This window comes from Streptococcus sp. X13SY08 (assembly GCF_001182825.2).
Lineage (GTDB): Bacteria > Bacillota > Bacilli > Lactobacillales > Streptococcaceae > Streptococcus.
The window spans coordinates 85,531-104,603 of sequence record NZ_LFYO02000004.1 but is presented as its reverse complement, the minus strand read 5'-3'; the positions used below and the strand labels follow the sequence as shown (position 1 = coordinate 104,603).

Sequence of the window (19,073 nt, the reverse complement as noted above, 5' to 3'; positions counted from 1 at the left end):
CTATGCCGAAGCATTCTGTCCTTAAACCGAAACAAGAGGCGAGATTTTTGCCCCAGCCTCCTTCATTCATTTTCTAGCGGGAAGCAATACCAAGTGCAATTCTTCCATAACGACTAATACGGGTCATTTCCCACACGGGAGTCCAAACAATTTCAACACTGACAGAATCAATACCATCAATCTGCTGTAGCTTTTGCACCACTTCAAGGGGTAGAGTATCGGTACAACCAAAATTGGCATCTGTGAAGGTCATAGTCAGCCGACAGTGCTTGTTTTCATCGACTTCAATGGCGTAGACCAAACCTAAATGATAGATATCCAATTCAATTTCTGGATCAAAAATCGTTTCTAGAATCTCCACTAATCTCTCTGATAAGACGCGCGCACCATCGTTTAACTGAATATCCTCTCTCATAGCATTCACTTCCTCATGTTTTTTACTATTCTATCTTAATCTAAAAAATTTTTCAACGAAATGACGGAATTTTCTAAAAATTGACTTCAAAAGAAAAGCCGTTGGAAAACCAACTAGACTTGCTTTCTCTTCTGACGCTTATAGGCTTGAATAACCGCTAAAGCACGCTTACGCGTTTTGATGTTGGGACTTTTTAGTTTCCGATAAGCACTGGACAAATCCATTCTTTCTGCCATGACACACATCCAAATCTTAATGAAAACTAGTATATCTTAAATTAGTTAGCCAGTCAAGTATTTAATCAAAGAAAACTCACCTCTGCACGAAAGATACAAAAGTGAGTTTACATTAGTTACCTTCTTTCAGCGATTCAGTAAATCGATGCGTAAACTGAGCCGTCATACCCCAAATATTTTCTGGCAGGCATTCATAGAAAGGAATATTACGCTGATAGTGACTAAATTTGTAGTCCACTCCATTTTGGATACGTTCAAAAGGAAAATTAGAATCTTTCTCAATCACGGTATCCAAGCAATAGTAAGTTGGACCATTTTCTAGCAACTGCGAAAGGGGGACAGTAAATAGACGCTCTACCTCTTCATTTGGCACAATTGTAGTCCAGTCCTGAATGTGTAACTTCCCAACAAGGCAATGAATGATACGATCTGGATGTACGATATAATCAATCTCCCCAAGAATCTCAATGGTATCCTCTGAAATTTGCAACTCTTCTACCGTCTCGCGAATAGCTGCCTGTCGAAGAGTTGCAAATTCTTCTCTGCCAATAGCTGTAGGATTTCCGCTACGACGGTCATGTCTTCCAAGACATCTGGAAAAAAATTTGATTTGATGGTATTGATTACCAGATATAGCGACGACTTCGACATTCCGCACGTGCTAGCTCCGCCTTCATTTTTTCCTTATTCATGTCTGACAGATAGGCATCGTACTCTTCTTGGGTCAGATTCCCCTCCATACCATTAAAACCATAAGCATAGGCTAAAATAGCAATTTTAATCCCATGAATTTCTTTAATCAATAGCGGAGCAGTTGACCGATTGCCCTCTGGATAAACACCCACCGTTTCAATCCCTTGGTCTGTAAAATTTTTAGAAGTCGAAATCAATCCTGAAAGCTGAGAGTCCAAAATGTGATTGTGCGCTAAATCCACCACATCATAGCCCGCATCTTTGATCGCATTGACCACAGATGAAGGGGGCGTTAAAAAGTGGATAACCTGCCAACTGAAAATCTGGAGAAATGGTTCCTTCAAAATCTGCAATGGCTAAATCTGCCTGCTCAATCCAAGGCTTCACATAGGTAAAATTCTCCGCAAAATCGTAGGAACCATCCTCCTGCTGAGCACTCATGTAGACCGCATCGTGATAGAGAAGGTCTCCGTGCGCTATAATGCGCGCTGTCTGATTTCCCTTTTCATCAACTAGCTTTTCTTGAGTCTTCTTTGGCGATTCCGAGCCAGTACTCTCTCTGGCTGGACGGTCTCCCATCAACTTGGGCGAAAAGAATAAACCTAAACTCAAAATGAGTATGCCGAACAAGCAAATACCTAATAGGATTTCCTGTTTCTGACGCTGTTGTACCAATCGTTGTTTTCTTCTCATGATCTTCTCTTTTCTTCCAGTATCGGCTTTTTTCGTAAAAATAGCTAGCGCTTTCATCGACTATAGAGAAAAAGCAGGGACACCTGCTTTCTAATCAATATAGGATAATTTCCCACGAAAATCATCTAAACTTTCATAGCCTTTTTCTTCCATGATAGCCTCAAGCTCCTTAGTAATGCGCTCAAAAGCAGTAGGCCCTTCTTTTTGAAGAGTTGTACCAATTTGGACCATACTAGCACCACAGAGAATGTGTTCAAAAGCATCGCGCCCCGTCAGGACACCTCCAGTTCCGATAATCTGAATTTCTGGTTTTAAACGTTGGTAAAAGGCATGAACATTTGCCAGAGCAGTTGGCTTGATGTATTGACCACCAATACCACCAAAACCTTGTTTTGGTTTAATGACCACCGATTCATCTTCAATATAGAGACCATTTCCGATAGAGTTGACACAATTGACAAACTTAAGCGGGAATTGATTGAAAATGGCTGCTGCTTGATCAAAATGGACAATATCGAAATAAGGCGGTAATTTAATGCCCAGTGGTTTGGTAAAATAGCTAAATACTTCTTTCAAAATGGCCTCAGTCGTGTCAAAATCATAGGCAATTTGAGGTTTTCCCGGAACGTTTGGACAAGAGAGATTGAGCTCGCTTAAGCCTGCAAACTCACTTTCCTCAACCTGCTTTAAGATAGTATGAGTCTCCTCAGGAGACATCCCCACCAGGGATAGCACAAATGTACGGTTTGGTTCTGTTTTTTGCAAATCCAAAAGATAGTCTAGGTAGTAATCTACCCCCTCATTTGGCAAGCCCATAGAATTGATAGATCCAAGCGGGACATCTTTATAGCGCGGTTCAGGATTCCCAGAACGGTATTCTAGCGTTGCTGTCTTGGTCACAAAAGTTCCTGCTCGCGAATCCTTGACTTGGTCTAATTCATCTCTGGTCATGCACCAAACACCCGCCGCATTCATTAAGCAATTATCAAAAGAAAATCCACCCAAACTTGTCTTTGTCGATACCATGGTTGCCTCCAAATATTTTTTTCAATTATAACACCAATCATCATTTTCTAACCTTTAAAACCTAAAATTAAAAGAAAATGTTCGGAAAAATCTCTGTAAAGCTTCATTTTATTCTTTACTATAGAAACCATGCAAAAGAGGAAGATTATGACAACTGCAAAAGAATATATCCAAGCTTCGTTTGAAGCTATAAAAGCACGTAACCCGCACGAAACAGAATTCCTTCAAGCTGTTGAAGAATTGTTCAATACTCTGGAGCCTGTCTTTGAAGCTCACCCAGAATATATTACAGAAAACATTTTAGCGCGAATTGTCGAGCCAGAACTTCGATCCAAAAGGCAAAACGGATGCTGAAGTGATGCGCTTCTGCCAAAGCTTTATGACTGAGTTGCAAAAATACATCGGTCCTTCACTTGATGTCCCTGCGGGTGATATCGGTGTCGGCGGACGTGAAATTGGTTATATGTTTGGTCAGTACAAACCCGACCTGAAGCAACTGGTTACGGTTTGGTCTACTTCGCAAACGAAATCTTGAAAGCCAATGATAAGTCATTCCAAGATCAAACTGTCCTTATCTCTGGCTCTGGTAACGTGGCACAATTCGCTGTTCAAAAAGCAACTGCGACTTCGACCTCTTGGTAGATGTCAAAGAAAAGCGCCGTGCTCGTTTGACAGAATACGCTGCTGAAAAAGAAACAGCTCAATATTTTGAAGGTTCTGTATGGAATTACCAAGGTCATGTAGACATCGCTCTTCCATGTGCGACTCAAAATGAAATTGACGGAGAGAAAGCTGAACGTCTCGTGAAAAATGGTGCTTATCTAGTTGCTGAAGGTGCCAATATGCCGTCCAACTTGGATGCCATCAATGTTTACAAAGCTAACGATGTGCTTTACGGATTGGCTAAAGCTGCCAATGCTGGCGGTGTTGCCGTATCAGCTCTTGAAATGAGCCAAAACAGCCAGCGCTTGTCTTGGACATCTGAAGAAGTTGACAGCCGCCTCAAAGACATCATGGCCAATATCTTCGCCACTGCAAAAGAAACAGCCGAGAAATATGACCTCGGTAAAGACTACCTTGCAGGAGCTAATATCGCTGCCTTTGAAAAAATTGCTGGAGCAATGATTGCACAAGGGTTGGTATAAAATAGTAAATCCTCATGAAACGAGAGTTTGGTGTTCAGTACTTTTTCGTTTTCGGGCACTGAACTAAAATAATCTACTAGACTGTTTTACTCTCACCTCCACACAGTTGATAAGGAAGGTCGTTTGTCCTTGCAGCGTACGTACGGGTTGAGGACTTGCAATCAACCACCACCTTGAACATCTACGATACATAAAGGGAAATGAGGTAAATCTTTTCCCAACCTCTCCCAATTATTCCAAATCAAGATAGAATGGTTATCCCCTGTTGCAGGAAGTTGTGCTTTAGGAGTCACTGGATGCATCTTTGGTGCGTGCGATGTATTCGCTAAAGGTTGTACAATAGCAGCATTGTTAGAGGTTATTTCAATTACCCTTGCAAATACTTCGTCGTACACCCCTTGATGATAATCAAAATCTGCATTTATCCCAGTCTGCCAAACGATTGGCTGAAATTGTCCATTATTAAAGGTAAATCAATCAGTTACGAACTTCCCATTGACAGCTTTTGTACCACTTCCATATCTTGGCGACTTGCTTTCCAAGTACCGATAAGAGCTTCTGGCATAGCTTCTACCTTAGCTGTTGCAGGAGTCGCTTCTTCTTCCACATCTGTAGCTGAGGTTGAAATATCAACCATCTCTTCTGTACTTGCGGTACTGGTAGTTGTTGTAGAAGCAGTTGCCTCTGGTTCCTCACTCATAGCAATCACAGTACGGTTGTTTTCAGCTTCTGTACTTGCGGTGGTTACTGAAGGGCTACCATCTGTTGCTATTTCAGCACCGCTTGATTCGAGTGTACTAGACAGACTTGAATCCGTCACTTCTGCGCCAGTCACAGGTTCTGCTTGTGCGTCTTGAGAATTTGAGGAGACAGTAACTATTTCACTTGTCTCTGATCCAGCAACCACATCTTCTGCAGATACTAGAGTCTGCATGCCAGCAAGGATGATTCCTGCTAAGCAAAGTGTCATGGTGAATGTTTTTTGAAAGGCCATCTAGTCCTCCTCTCTTTCTTTTTGTTCTTCTAAGGTTATTTTACCACTTTGCAGAATGAATGCAAAGCGCTTTTGTAATCTTTTTGTAATATTTATTTCTAAAACAATTCGTTTTGTCATCTTTTTGTAACAAAATATTGCAAATCTGTTACAAAATTAAAAAAGCGAATAATCGCTCTTTAAGATTTAATATTTCATTTTAAATACTATCGCTAAAATATTGACTCCAGCTACCGTCCCCAAAAACAACCGTGTATCGATCACCCTGATCACCTGCAAAAATCAATTTCACATCAATAGATTGGCCAGGCTCGATTTTTTCTGAAATATTGACATCATAAGTTCGAAAATCCATACCTTGGTAGACTTCTTCAGAATTATAAAGAGAAAAATCATATTCATCAAAATAAAAATCTTGGTCAGATATATTTTCAACCTTAGCTTCTACAACCACAGCTTGACTAGACGAATCATCCACCAATTCAATGCTGTTATCCTTTTCTATAGATGTAACGGTTACCTCCAAGGTATCATCCATTTGCGCTGATTGCCCCAGCTCATATTGTGCATAGGTGGATAAATCCTCGCTATACCCTTTATCCAACTCGTCATACATACCAGATTCATCCATAGCCCCCCAGTAGTCTTTTGACTTGTTGAACCCTAAACTCACGAACAAAGAGAAACAAACAACACCTAAAATAATGGTCAGTACAAGACCTACAATACTGGTCCAAAAGAGTGGTTGCTTGTGCAGTGGTTTTTTCCGATAAAAAACTTGGCCGTCCTCTATAACAAAATCCTTTAATAACATACATAGACTCCTTCAGTTGAAAACTGTTTCTTAATTATTTAACAATACTATAGGGCACGGCTAGCAATTCAATTCCCTCTGCCTTCAAGGCTTCTTGGTAAAGACCATAGAAACGATGGTAGATTTCATATTGCCGCCCGTTCGAGACAGATAAATTGATGCGATAAGAAAATTGTCCATTGACTGTGGTTTGTGGACCTAAGATAGTGCAAGCCTTGATCATATCATAACGCGGGATTTCTCGTTCATTGACCTGCTCAATCACCTGCCGCACTGCTTCCAAATCAACACTAGCAGGTAGGGGTAAGTCAATCTGTGCACGCATGTCGCCACGAGAAAGATTGCTAACGACGAGCATATTTCGGTTAGGAATAAAATGCAATGTCCCGTCGTAGTCTCTTACTTGAGTTGTACGAATCCCGACGCTGACAACAATCCCTGTCACCGTGATAGAACCATTCGTCAAACGAACACTATCGCCTACGTCAAACTGACGTTCTAATAGGATGAAAAAGCCGTTGACTAAATCCGATAGAAAACCTTGCGCTCCTAATCCGACTGCTACACCAGCAATTCCAGCACCTGCTAAGAGACTGGATACGGGCAATCCCAAAATTGTCAAAATAGAATAGAGCAAAATAAAATAGAGTGTATAATTGAGGACATTCTCAATCAAGCGAGTCAGGGTTTTTTGACGAGGCAACTCATGTTTGGAAAGTTTCAGTGACGGCACTACTAGACGAATAACTGCTACATGAATTAGCTGTTTAGCGATGCTACATTAAACTTAGCTAGATAATCCCTGAAAAATTGCACCATAGACACATTCCTTTCTTTCATTGTCTTATTATAACACAAAGCAAGAATTTACTGGGAACGAGGAGCGAAAAAGAGAGCGAGGTAAACTTCGGTCATTTCGTGGCAATTCGATTTTTCAGCACTTTTTCATTTTCGAGTACCGACCTAAAACAGTCCACTAGACTGTTTTACTCCTATCTCCGCACAGTTGAGTAGGTAGGAGAAAGCTGTATCTATAGTTTCATGCCCCTCAACCCCTGCACCTTGTCATTAAAAACGAAATAAAATAAAAGGAGGTTAGGACTTTTGTCTTAACCTCTTCCTCCCTTATTTCAACAAATCCAAAAATAGTCCATAACCCGCTTCTTCCATTTGATCTCTTGGAACAAAGCGTAGGGCCGCGGAATTAATGCAATAACGAAGACCGCCTTTGTCGCGTGGTCCATCATCAAAAACGTGACCTAAATGAGCGTGACCTGCGCGACTACGTACTTCAATACGATTCATACCATGTGAAGAGTCTTGGTAATAACTGGCTACTTCCTTACTGATTGGCTTGGTGAAACTTGGCCAGCCACAGCCAGAGTCAAACTTATCCGTTGATAAGAAAAGTGGCTCACCCGTTGTAATATCGACATAGATCCCTGCCTCATCGCTCTCCCAAAATTCATTTTCAAAAGGACGCTCAGTAGCAGCTTCTTGGGTGACTTGGTACTGCAAATCCGTCAGGCGCTCCTTGAGTTCAGATTGGTCTGGTTTTTGGTAATCCTTAGCATCAATAACAGGTATTTTGGCCTGATTGACATCGATATGGCAGTAGCCTGTCGGATTTTTCTTCAGGTAATCCTGATGATAATCCTCCGCCAAAATATAATGCTTAAGGGGCTCGACTTCTACAGCCAGCGGACGATTGCCGACTTTAGCTTGTTCTTCTTCCATGACCACCTCAATGACTGGCAGATCCGCCTTATCCGTGTAATAAATCCCCGTACGGTACTGACGCCCTTTGTCAGGTCCTTGTTGGTTAACAGAAAGTGGATCAATCACTCGGAAATAATAAAGCAATATTTCCCGCAAGCTCAAAAGATTTTCATTATAGGCGATATAAACCGTCTCTGCATGGTCCGTTTGCTTAAGCAGTTGATAAGAAGTTGTTTCCACCTGACCATTGGCGTAGCCAACACTGGTCTTTTCAACGCCCTCAATCTGAGAAAAATATTCTTCTAATCCCCAAAAACAACCGCCAGCTAAGTAAATTTCTTTCATACATATCCTTTCGTTTATAGCAAAAAAGAGAGGATGTCCTCTCTCAATCTATCCTTAGCCAATTTCAGCCAGAATCGCTTTGATTTGGTCTTTTGAGTGGACGCCAGCGACTTGCTTCACGACTTGACCGTCTTTTTTGAAGAGAAGAGTTGGGATAGACATAATGCCGAAACCACGCGCAGTTTCTGGATTTTCATCAACATCCATTTTAAAAATGCGCAATTCATCTTCATCTACTTCTCCTGCTAATTGCTCCAAGATTGGTGCTTGCATGCGACAGGGACCACACCAAGTTGCCCAAAAATCAACGAGCACAACCCCTTCAGCTGTTTCTGTTTCAAAGTTTGCATCTGTAATTGCTTGAACCATAAGAATTCTCCATTTCTTTCATTTGTAGCCTTATTTTACAACAAAAAATAGATTATTTCTAATAATTGCTACGATAAAGCTATCCTAAAAAACCACTCCTATTTTTGCAGGAGTGGTATGTCGGTTATGACGGTATGTGGCGTTCATTGATTTGATACTGCTTAATGTCAGATAAAATCAGGGGAACCACTTCGGTTGTCACTTCTGAGAATTGAAGGCCAAACCAGCGAACAGGTGTCGCTGTGAAATGCTTAACCGCTGCCTTTGTTTGCAAAATAAAGCGTTCAATAGGTCGCATAGCCGCTGCGTTCATCAGGCGTTCTTCCAAAACAACATAACGGAAATCACCTACAATACTACCAGACGTAATCGTATAATCTTGGTGTTGCTTAGGCAGGCGACCTGTTTCCATCAAATCTTTGACAATTTTGCACATATAGCGTGGAACATCTTGACGCATGCGAAAGCCAAGATAGAGCTGTACTTGGACGATATAATCTGTATCAAACATTTCTACCGTATATTCAGACGTATAAGGTTCGTCCGTGACATTCTCTTTCACAAACCAGTAAACCTCTGCTCGCTTAGGCTTCTTGTCCAAGATAGAATAGAGGATAGAGCGGTCAACCATGTACCTATCCATCCGATTGGTCAAATAAACTACATTGGTATGATAAAATCCATAAGCAGGATCCGTGCGCAATTTACCCAATTGTCCTTTAAACTGACGAATATCTAAAGATTTGACATACTTCATTGTGATTTGATTGGATTTGAACCAGACAAACATGAGCCCAATAATCAGTGCTGCAATGATGACAACCACGTAGCCTCCATGCAAGAATTTAACCGTTGAAGCTATGAAGAAGATAGACTCAATAACTCCAAAGAATGCCATGAGAACGTAGGCAAACATTGGTTTGACACCAGATTGTAACAAGAAATAAGTTAGGAGAATACTAGTCATCAACATGGTAATGGTAATCGCTAAACCGTAAGCAGCCTCCATATGTGCTGACGTGCGGAAATAAAGAACAATACCGCAGGTAATGAAACAAAGCGTCCAGTTAATAACAGGAATATAAAGCTGACCAAGGGTATGCTCAGGATAGGTTACACGGAAAGTCGGGAAAATCTTGAGGCGCATAGCTTCAGATACCAAGGTAAAGGAGCCAGAGGTCAAAGCTTGTGAAGCGATAATGGCTGCTAGAGTCGCCAAAATCACTACAAAGACACTCAGAGAAGATGGCACACTAGCAAAGAAAGGATTGAGTTCACTACCGCTGTTCTTATGTTCCAAAATCCAAGCCCCTTGGCCAAGGTATGATAAAAGAATGCAAATTTTGACAAATGGCCAGCTGACATGAATATTGCCACGGCCGACATGCCCCATATCGGAATAAAGAGCCTCTGCACCTGTCGTCGCAAGGAAGACCGACCCAAGGATAAAAATGCCTTGTCGATTTTCAGGATTGAGCAAGAGCTGAATAGCGTAATGGGGACTTATAGCTTTGAAAACCGCTAGGTCTGTCAAACTATTGACCAAGCCGCTGATGCCCAAGAAAGAAAACCAAGTTAGCATAACGGGACCAAAAATTTTCCCAACAAGCCCCGTGCCAAATCGCTGAATACCAAAGAGGGCTGTTAAGATCAAAAGGGTCGTCAAAATAACGATATGCTGCTGCCCATAGTGGTGAGATAGAAGGGGGACACTCTTCAAACCTTCAATGGCACTGGTCACCGTAACTGCTGGCGTCAATGCTCCGTCCGACAGGAGTGTCGCTCCGCCAATTAGGGCTGGAATCAGGAGCCACTTACGCATTTTACGAACCAGAGTATAGAGGGAGAAGATGCCGCCCTCGTGATGGTTATCCGCTTTGAGCGCAATCCAGACATACTTAATGGTCGTAATCAGGGTCAGCGTCCAGATAATTAAAGAAATGGAACCTAAAATGAAATCTTCAGACACCTGACCAATGCCGCCCTGATTTTCCACCAGAGACTGCATGGTATAAAGAGGGCTAGTCCCAATATCTCCATAAACGATGCCTAAAGCGATGAGAAAACCAGCCGCGCTAGCTTTTTCAAACGAATGTTCCGACTTTTCCATGTCTATTTTGCCTCATATTTTTTGTTGATGATTCATTATAGCACAGTCAAATAAAAAGAAAAGTCCTATTTGAAAAAATAGGACCAGACTTGTACACCAGACGTAAAGTCGTACAAGAGAGTTGATGATAAAACCTTTTGAATGATCATTCAAGGGTAGGATGGAATTCCATTTATTTGGAAACACAGCACTGAAATAGTAACATTCGCAGTCTGAATGACTTATACGAAAATAAGATAACAGTATCGCAGAGTACATCCTGCTGATTTCTATACGCTTATTTTTTAACCAAATCAACCACATAGGTCAATTCCTGATAGACCTGCTCGATACGGTCCTCAAACACCTCTCAGTCCAGCTCTGCATTTTCCCTATCAAAATCATCAAAAAAGGGTGAAAAGAGATAGGATAAAGCCTTAGTATAAACCCAACCTTTGTGGTCTTTTTCGTGATCATAGGGGCGAATGTGCATTGTCTTTTTCTAGTCCTTTACTTAAATGTCACAATGGTAGCACCAGAACCGCCTGCATTTTGCGGTGCGTAGCCGAACTCTTTGACATTCTTATTGCGACGCAGGTACTTGGTCACGGATTCACGGATGACTCCTGTACCGATTCCGTGAATAATATCTACTTGAGCCATATTGTTGAGAAGAGCTTGGTCAATAAATTCGTCCAATTCTTTCATTGCCTCTTCGTAACGTTTCCCTCGGAGATCTAAGCGAGCTTTTGGTCCTTTTGCCTGATTACGCTTGACCACATGAATTTGTTTTTGCTGAGGTTGACTTTCTTTTTCTGCCTTGACGAGACCGAATTCTTCTCGCTTCAAGGTCATCTTGATGAGTCCAACTTGCGCTTCCCAGCGTCCATCTTTGAGTTGGTTGGTCAAGGTTCCACGCTGGCCATAAGCTGTGACAACAATGTCATCTCCGACTTTGGCAGCTCGTTCTTGCTTGGCTTTTTTGAGGACCTTATTCTTAGACAAATCGACCACATCGGGAGCTAATTTTTTGAGTTGACCTTTTGCTTCTATGATTTGATGAAGTTTCAATGTCGCCTGATCGTGCAGATGTTTCAGGATTTCTTCACTCTCTGCCAGCGCTACATCAACAATTTCTTGTGCTTCCAAACGTGCTTTATTGAGCTCATTTTCTTTTTCACGGTTAAATTCGTTATAGAGTTTTTTAAGCGCACGATTCATCTTGAGATTATCTTGCTCCACCTCACGAATATTGTCCAGACGACGGCGGCTTTCTACGGTTTGTTTTTCCAATTGATCAATGACACGATTGACATCGCTATCCGTATCAGTAAAGGACTGAGCAGCGGCAATGACAACATTGGACAAGCCTAAGCGACGAGCAATCTCAAAAGCATTGGAGCGACCAGGCACCCCCAGCATAAAGCGATAGGTCGGTCGCAAGCTATCCGTATCAAATTCCATGCTGGCATTTTCCAAAGCTGGCGTCTCAATCCCATAAGCCTTGAGCTCAGGATAGTGAGTAGTTGCCATGGTTTTGATGCCACGTAAGCGCAAATCATCCAAAATGGCCATGGCAAGCGAAGCCCCTTCTTGAGGATCCGTACCTGCTCCCAACTCATCAAAGAGTACTAAGGAATCCGCGTCAGCTTTTTCCAAAATCTCCACTGTATGAGTCATATGGCTAGAGAAAGTCGAGAGGCTCTGCTCAATAGACTGCTCATCGCTGATATCGGCAAAAATCTGGTTAAAAATAGCTACGCGACTACCTGAGTTGGCTAAAATAGGCAATCCAGACTGGGCCATGAGATGTGTCAAACCAAGCGTTTTCAGCATAATGGTCTTCCCACCTGTATTTGGACCCGTGATGACGATTGCCGTCAAGTCCTTCCCAAATCGCAAATCGTTGGCAACAGGATGCATCAAGAGCGGGTGACGCACATTGAGTAGGAGGATATCCTTGTCAGGCGACAGTATTGGTACCTCCGCATTATATTGACGAGCAAAGAGGTGCTTGGTGCGCACCAAATCTAGTCGTCCCAACACCCAAGCATTATTGCGGATTATGCTAGTGTGCGGACGCAACATATCAGATAATGCAGACAAAATCCGCACAATTTCATGGCGTTCTTCTGCACGCGCATTGGTCATATCCTCATTGAGAGCAACGACCGCACGTGGCTCTACATAGACCGTTGATCCGGACGCAGAAATATCATGCACCACACCTGCGATCCGATTGCGGTAGGTATTTTTGACAGGGAGAACATTTCGTCCATTCCGACTTGCCAATACTGTATCTGATAACATATCCGCCTTGGTTTTGAGCATATCCTGCATAATCTGACGCACTTGCTGCTCCGACTTTTGAATTTTTCGACGAATTTTCAGCAAGGATTCGCCAGCAAAATCTTCTACAAAACCTGCATCATTGATGGCCTGCAAAGATCCCTGTACCTGTGGAAAGGTCTCAATTTTTTCAAATAAAGTCGCCAGATGGGGTAGTTCTACATTTTCCAGATCCGCGTAGAAATCCGCCACATACTTGGACACTTCTAAAACCTTTTTGACAGATAATAATTCTGGGATATTGAGATCTGCCTCCAACTCCAAGCGGCGCATAGCTGGCGCAACATCTTCTGTCCTTGACAGGGAGAAATGAGGATAGTGAACAAACAAGTCCGCCATGTCCGTCACTTCATCAAATGCTTGCTGAATCCGCTCTGCTTGGTCCATAGGCTCTAAATCAAGGAGCTGCTGGCGTCCCTGCTCTGTCACCACAAAAGGCTCCAAGAGTTGCTTAACTTTCTTAAATTCTAGTGTTTCAATAATTTTTTGATTCATTTTTTTCTCATTCTGATAGAAAAAGGCTGCGAGCTAAGCCCCAGCCTCTATTTGTGTCTTCTTAGCCACCAACGACCTTAGTCACCCACCAGTTCTTCAACAAGCTGCTCATAATAGGTGTGTACTGGATAATCCCATTTGCCAACCAGGAATCATGCAAGGTATTTTGCACTGTCGCCAGAGGGATAGTCGCAACGACAGTCAAGACCATCTGGATAGAAATCAAGGTGACAATCACAGAAATGCCTCCACTGATCACATTCATCATAGTCGTATCTGGACTGACAAATTTGAGCAAGTGGACAAAAATCCCGATAAAGCGCATAATGGCATAAACCACCATATATATAGCAAGAAAGGCTAGGCCTGCATAGAAAATCTTATCTAGCTCAAAAAGGTATTTGCTATCAAAATAGTAGGTACTGGCTCCTTCTGTCGCTGTCGCAAAAGGGACCCATAGATAGAAAATCGATGCTAAGGATTTATAATTTCCCGCGGCAATTATCAAGGCTAATACACTTGAAAACCCATAAAAAGCCTGCAAAACCAAACCGCGACTATAGCCGATATAAAAACTCCACGCCAAAATAATCAATAATACTATGGAAATCATGGTTGCTCCTCGAGTTCATCTAAGTCTACCAAGGTCACATTTTTTTTAAGGACCTTTTCTCTGACACTAGCGAGTTCTGCCTCTGTCTTCTCGAAAGCTTGCTCACGCGTCAACTGCAAAGATAAGGCATTGATTGCAAGAAGCAAAGCTAAGGTCTCAGGGTCTGCTTTAGGTAATTTTTCCTTAATCGCTTGGTATTTTTCCTGTGCTACACGCTCGATTTCTTCCATAAAAAGGTTATCGTGTTCAGTCGTCAGCGTCAGCTGCTTATCCCCAAAGGTAAATTTGTATCGATTTAAATTTGCCATACTTCACCTATTTTCATTCAATCTTTAATAGAAAACAACCGTAGAAACAGCCACTCTCTCTTCATCCTTATATTATACCGTAAAAAACAGGATTTGACTATCGGTGAGAGACTTTTATAAGCCATGCTTGCGCCGTGCAAAATCCACAAATTTGAATTTATCCATTTTATGCTCACTTTCAGTGTATTGAAACTGGTGAGTATCCGCCAAATAGACGCGCGACTTGATGAGAACAAGGTAGTCATCCCTATTTTCCATCACCTTACGTTCCCATTCGCTCATCGCTTGAATGGTGATTTCCTTTCGCGCATAAGCGATATCTAAACCTAATTCTTTTTCCAAATATTCATAGATAGACTGCTCTGCTATTGCCTTTGTCATCTGTGGTACTACTTCACAGGATAGGTAGTCGATATCTAAGACCGAAATCTGTCCATCAATGGTCCGAGTCCGCATAATACGCCAGATATCTGTCCCTACCTCAAAGCCTGTTCGTGTCTGCATTTTTTGGTCTACAGTTAGCCGTTCCAAACTACGTACGTGCGTTTTGCTATCTAATGACAACCTGCTGAATGACCTGAGACCCACGACCTTGCACTTTCTGAATCAAACCTTGCTCCGTGAGTAATTGCAATGATTTCCGAACGGTATCACGACTGACGCTATAAATATGCTGCAACTCTTTTTCTGTCGGCAGTAAATCACCTGATTGATAGGTTTGATTGGCGATTTTTTCCTGTAAATCATTGAAAATTTCTTGATATTTTTTCATCTTTTCTTTCATTGGTCCGCCTTTTCACATACATGTCTCCATCATTATAACAAAATTTTAGTTTTTTAGATAAAAAGCCTTGCAAAGCATTTTGAAATCGGATACAATATGTTTAACTTATATTCATCCGTACAAATATATAAACATTTCAACTGAAACAATTTTACTATTAAAAAAGGAGAGTGCAGTACATTCGTATTGTAAAAGATGTTATGGGAAAATTTGAAAATCAGGCCAAAGTGTTGCTTGATGCAATCGGTGCAAAGAAAATATCGCAGCGGTTACCCACTGTGCAACTCGCATGCGTTTTGTCCTCAATGATAATAGCAAAGCAGATGTCAAACAAATCGAAGCTATCGATGCTGTAAAGGGAACTTTTACCAACGCTGGTCAATTCCAAGTCATCATCGGTAACGAGGTACCAATTTTTTACAATGATTTCAAGGCTGTTTCCGGCATCGAAGGTGTCTCCAAAGAAGCAGCAAAATCAATGGCTAAGAAAAACCAAAACCCTATCCAACGTGCCATGACCATGTTGGCAGAAATCTTCACGCCAATCTTGCCTGCCATCATCGTTGGTGGTCTGATTCTCGGTTTTCGTAATATTTTGGAAGGTGTACAAATGGAATGGCTTGGACGCAATATCGTTGATGGCGTCAAACAAGTCATGCCAGATGGAAGTCCTAAATACAATACTATCGTTGATGTATCTCAATTTTGGAGCGGTGTTAACCATTTCCTCTGGTTACCAGGTGAAGCTATCTTCCACTTCCTCCCAGTGGGAATTACTTGGTCGGTGACTCGTAAAATGGGCACGTCTCAAATCCTCGGTATCGTCCTTGGTATCTGTTTGGTTTCTCCACAACTTCTTAATGCTTATGCTGTAGCCTCTACTCCTGCTGCTGACATTGCAGCAAACTGGGTTTGGGACTTTGGTTTCTTCACAGTCAACCGTATTGGTTACCAAGCGCAAGTTATTCCTGTCCTCTTGGCCGGTCTTAGTTTAGCTTACTTGGAAATTTTCTGGCGCAAACGTATTCCAGAAGTAGTCTCCATGATTGTGGTGCCCTTCTTTTCCCTTATTCCAGCCCTTATTCTGGCACATACTATTCTTGGTCCATTTGGCTGGTGGTTAGGTCAGCTCTTGTCAACTGTTGTTCTTGCAGGTTTGACTGGTCCTCTTAAAGGGCTCTTCGGTGCAATCTTTGGTACCCTCTATGCACCATTCGTTATCACAGGTCTTCACCACATGACCAACGCCATCGATTCACAATTGGTTGCTGATGCTGGTGGTACTGGTCTTTGGCCAATGATTGCTCTTTCAAACATCGCACAAAGTTCTGCCGTACTGGCTTATTACTGGATGAACCGTAAAAATGAGCGTGAAGCTGAAATTTCACTTCCAGCTACTATTTCTGCCTACCTCGGTGTAACAGAACCTGCCCTCTTTGGTGTCAACGTTAAATATGTTTATCCATTCGTAGCGGGTATGATTGGTTCTGGTGTATCCGGTCTCTTGTCCACTACTTTCAACGTTACTGCTAACGCAATCGGTGTCGGAGGTCTACCGGGTATCTTGTCCATCCAAGGCAAATACATGCTCACATTTGCTTTTGTAATGCTTGTCGCTATCGTCGTCCCATTCATATTCACAGTGACTTTCCGTAAAATTGGCTTCTTGACCAAAACTGAAGATGAAGCAAAAGGTATCAATTTTGAGGCTACAGCACTTGCTCCAGAAACAGTCACTACAAAGACCGGTCAAGCAACTGAAACAACATCAATCATCGATTTTACAATCCTAAGCCCATTGACAGGCGAGGTAAAACCTCTCTCTGAAGCCGTGGATCCTGTATTTGCACAAGGTTTAATGGGGCAAGGTGTCCTCATCCAACCAACAGAAGGGCAATTGGTTTCTCCAGTTGATGGCGAAATCAGCGTCCTCTTCCCTACAAAACACGCAATCGGCATCATCTCTGACCAAGGTGCCGATATCCTCATCCACATTGGTATGGATACAGTTAGTCTGGGTGGAAATGGCTTCACAGCACATGTTTCACAAGGCGACAAGGTAAAAGCCGGTCAGCTATTGATGACCTTCGACTTAGAAACGATTGCTTCAGCCGGTCTTCCTTCAGAAACGCCAATGATTGTGACAAATCAAGACCAATTTGACATTGAAGTGCTGGCAGAACTTCCAAGCCACATCATACGCGGTGCAGAAGTCCTAAAAGTGAACCGTAACTAATCTATTTCATGGGCATTCAGGAGCTTGCAGCAGTTCCTGGATGCCATTTTCAGATCATCAAAAAGAAAGGCAACTTATGGCAATCGATAAGACAAAAGTCGTTTATCAAATCTATCCTAAATCCTACAAAGACACGACAGGTAATGGTGTCGGAGACCTCCGCGGTATCATCGAAAAAATTCCCTACCTCAAAGAGCTAGGCATCGATATGGTCTGGTTAAACCCATTTTATCCAAGTCCACAGCGTGACAATGGCTATGATGTAGCAGATTATACAGCTGTCCATCCTGACTTTGGTACCATGGCAGACTTTGAAGAAATGGTTCAAGTAGGACAGGAGCACGGCATTGAATTTATGCTAGATAGGGTCTTAAATCATTGCTCTACCGATCATGAATGGTTCCAAAAAAACCTAGCTGGCGATCCCTATTACCAAGATTTCTTTATCCTGCGAGATGAGCCGACTGACTGGATCTCCAAATTTGGTGGCGACGCTTGGGCACCTTTTGGTGATACTGGAAAGTACTATCTCCATCTCTTTGGTGTGACCCAAGCCGATCTCAATTGGCGCAATCCTAATGTCCGCGAAGCGCTCTTTAAAGTTGTCAATTTCTGGAAAAACAAAGGCGTCAAGGGCTTCCGTTTTGATGTTATTAACTTAATCGGTAAAGACCAAGTCTTGGAAAATTGTCCTGTAAATGATGGCAAGCCAGCTTACACAGATCGCCCCATTACACATGACTACCTCAAAATGATGAACAATACTAGTTTCGGACAAGATCCTTCTTTCATGGCAGTTGGTGAAATGTCTGCGACCACCATTGAAAACTGTATCCTCTATACTGCTCCTGAGCGTGAAGAGTTGTCCATGGCTTTCAATTTTCACCATCTCAAAGTCGATTACCAAGATGGACAAAAATGGACCATTATGGATTTTGATTTTGTGGCGCTCCGTAATCTTTTCCATTCTTGGGGAGAGGGCATGAGCGAGGGCAATGGTTGGAATGCTCTTTTTTACAATAACCGCGATCAGCCACGCGCCCTCAATCGCTTTGTAGATGTTCAACACTTTCGTGAAGAAGGGGCAACTATGCTGGCGGCTTCCATTCACCTTTCTCGCGGTACACCTTACATCTACATGGGCGAAGAAATTGGCATGATTGATCCAGAATACGATAGCATGGACGATTACGTGGATATCGAAAGTCTCAATGCTTACAAGATTATGCTGGAAGAAGGCAAATCACCTGAAGAAGCTTTTGCTATTATAAAAGCTAAATCGCGTGACAATTCCCGTACGCCAATGCAATGGGATGATAGCCAACATGCAGGTTTCACGACAGGAACTCTCTGGCTCAAAGTAAGTAAGTCTTACAAAAAAATCAACGTAGAATCAGAAAAAAATGGGCGTATTTTCCCCTTCTACCAACAATTGATTGGCTTGCGTAAGGAGCTTCCAATCATCGCAGAAGGCGACTATAGGGCAGCTTATAGGGATAGCGAGCAAGTCTACGCCTTTGAACGTAAATGGAATGGCCAAAAACTTCTGGTTCTCAATAATTTCTACGCTGAGCCAGTAACATTGAGTCTACCAGCCGACTACGCCAACGCTCACGCTCTTATCAGTAACTATGACTACACGCAAGAAATCACTCTTCAAGCCTACCAGACCATTGCACTCTTAGTTGATAAGAAGATAGAAGACAGAAAAGAAAGATTGTAAAAGTCTTTCTTTTTCTCATCTCAAAAA

The 19,073-nt window shown here is 42.3% G+C and carries 14 protein-coding genes and 5 pseudogenes; 3 read left to right on the top strand and 16 right to left on the bottom strand.

Going from position 1 to position 19,073, the window contains the following annotated elements:
* Window positions 1-73 precede the first annotated feature (73 nt).
* The 5 genes and pseudogenes from AEX56_RS07885 to AEX56_RS07865 form a co-directional block, all read right to left on the bottom strand.
* Window positions 74-415 (bottom strand): metal-sulfur cluster assembly factor, encoded by a 342-nt coding sequence (locus AEX56_RS07885; protein WP_049618627.1) that lies wholly within the window; start codon window positions 413-415, stop codon window positions 74-76.
* A gap of 113 nt (window positions 416-528) precedes the next feature.
* On the bottom strand, window positions 529-651 hold the full coding sequence (locus AEX56_RS08600) for a putative metal homeostasis protein (protein ID WP_160315186.1): 123 nt from the start codon (window positions 649-651) through the stop codon (window positions 529-531).
* 112 nt (window positions 652-763) lie between these two features.
* Window positions 764-1,309: an NUDIX hydrolase gene (locus tag AEX56_RS07880; RefSeq protein ID WP_053093958.1), complete on the bottom strand. Its 546-nt coding sequence runs from the start codon at window positions 1,307-1,309 to the stop codon at window positions 764-766.
* Window positions 1,275-1,785, bottom strand: a pseudogene (locus AEX56_RS08315) (CapA family protein). Before AEX56_RS08315 ends, AEX56_RS07880 begins: the two are co-directional and overlap by 35 nt.
* A 342-nt stretch (window positions 1,786-2,127) precedes the next feature.
* On the bottom strand, window positions 2,128-3,063 hold the full coding sequence (locus tag AEX56_RS07865) for a dihydroorotate oxidase (RefSeq protein WP_049618626.1): 936 nt from the start codon (window positions 3,061-3,063) through the stop codon (window positions 2,128-2,130).
* Window positions 3,064-3,210: 147 nt separating this feature from the next.
* Here AEX56_RS07865 and AEX56_RS07860 point away from each other — a divergent pair.
* A pseudogene (locus AEX56_RS07860) lies at window positions 3,211-4,208 on the top strand (Glu/Leu/Phe/Val dehydrogenase dimerization domain-containing protein).
* A gap of 161 nt (window positions 4,209-4,369) precedes the next feature.
* Here AEX56_RS07860 and AEX56_RS08595 read toward each other — a convergent pair.
* The 11 genes and pseudogenes from AEX56_RS08595 to AEX56_RS07805 all read right to left on the bottom strand — a co-directional run bounded on the left by AEX56_RS08595 (window position 4,370) and on the right by AEX56_RS07805 (window position 15,075).
* The gene (locus AEX56_RS08595; RefSeq protein WP_160315185.1) at window positions 4,370-4,510 is read right to left on the bottom strand and encodes a hypothetical protein; all 141 of its coding nucleotides are present in this window, start codon (window positions 4,508-4,510) and stop codon (window positions 4,370-4,372) included.
* Window positions 4,511-4,689: 179 nt separating this feature from the next.
* On the bottom strand, window positions 4,690-5,202 hold the full coding sequence (locus tag AEX56_RS07850; protein WP_049618624.1) for a hypothetical protein: 513 nt from the start codon (window positions 5,200-5,202) through the stop codon (window positions 4,690-4,692).
* Window positions 5,203-5,401: 199 nt separating this feature from the next.
* A complete protein-coding gene (locus AEX56_RS07845; protein ID WP_049618623.1) occupies window positions 5,402-6,016 on the bottom strand; it encodes a DUF4352 domain-containing protein in 615 nt (204 codons plus the stop codon).
* A gap of 34 nt (window positions 6,017-6,050) precedes the next feature.
* Window positions 6,051-6,791 (bottom strand): annotated as a pseudogene (locus AEX56_RS07840) (mechanosensitive ion channel family protein); the annotation flags it as partial.
* Between the two features lie 350 nt (window positions 6,792-7,141).
* The gene (msrB, locus tag AEX56_RS07835) at window positions 7,142-8,080 is read right to left on the bottom strand and encodes a peptide-methionine (R)-S-oxide reductase MsrB (protein ID WP_049618622.1); all 939 of its coding nucleotides are present in this window, start codon (window positions 8,078-8,080) and stop codon (window positions 7,142-7,144) included.
* Between the two features lie 54 nt (window positions 8,081-8,134).
* Window positions 8,135-8,449, bottom strand: coding sequence for a thioredoxin (trxA, locus tag AEX56_RS07830; protein ID WP_049618621.1), 315 nt, complete (start codon window positions 8,447-8,449; stop codon window positions 8,135-8,137).
* Window positions 8,450-8,573: 124 nt separating this feature from the next.
* The gene (locus tag AEX56_RS07825) at window positions 8,574-10,559 is read right to left on the bottom strand and encodes a KUP/HAK/KT family potassium transporter (protein ID WP_049618620.1); all 1,986 of its coding nucleotides are present in this window, start codon (window positions 10,557-10,559) and stop codon (window positions 8,574-8,576) included.
* A 489-nt stretch (window positions 10,560-11,048) separates the two neighbouring features.
* Window positions 11,049-13,382, bottom strand: a complete 2,334-nt coding sequence (locus AEX56_RS07820; protein WP_049618619.1) for an endonuclease MutS2 — start codon at window positions 13,380-13,382, stop codon at window positions 11,049-11,051.
* Window positions 13,383-13,443: 61 nt separating this feature from the next.
* Window positions 13,444-13,995: a CvpA family protein gene (locus tag AEX56_RS07815; protein WP_049618618.1), complete on the bottom strand. Its 552-nt coding sequence runs from the start codon at window positions 13,993-13,995 to the stop codon at window positions 13,444-13,446.
* Window positions 13,992-14,303, bottom strand: coding sequence for a cell division protein ZapA (zapA, locus tag AEX56_RS07810; protein WP_049618617.1), 312 nt, complete (start codon window positions 14,301-14,303; stop codon window positions 13,992-13,994). The genes AEX56_RS07815 and zapA overlap by 4 nt, the downstream gene beginning before the upstream one ends.
* Before the next feature lie 114 nt (window positions 14,304-14,417).
* Window positions 14,418-15,075: pseudogene (locus AEX56_RS07805) on the bottom strand (UTRA domain-containing protein).
* A gap of 212 nt (window positions 15,076-15,287) precedes the next feature.
* Here AEX56_RS07805 and treP point away from each other — a divergent pair.
* Window positions 15,288-17,323 (top strand): annotated as a pseudogene (treP, locus tag AEX56_RS07800) (PTS system trehalose-specific EIIBC component).
* Window positions 17,324-17,399: 76 nt separating this feature from the next.
* The gene (treC, locus tag AEX56_RS07795; RefSeq protein WP_049618653.1) at window positions 17,400-19,046 is read left to right on the top strand and encodes an alpha,alpha-phosphotrehalase; all 1,647 of its coding nucleotides are present in this window, start codon (window positions 17,400-17,402) and stop codon (window positions 19,044-19,046) included.
* Window positions 19,047-19,073: the final 27 nt, after the last annotated feature.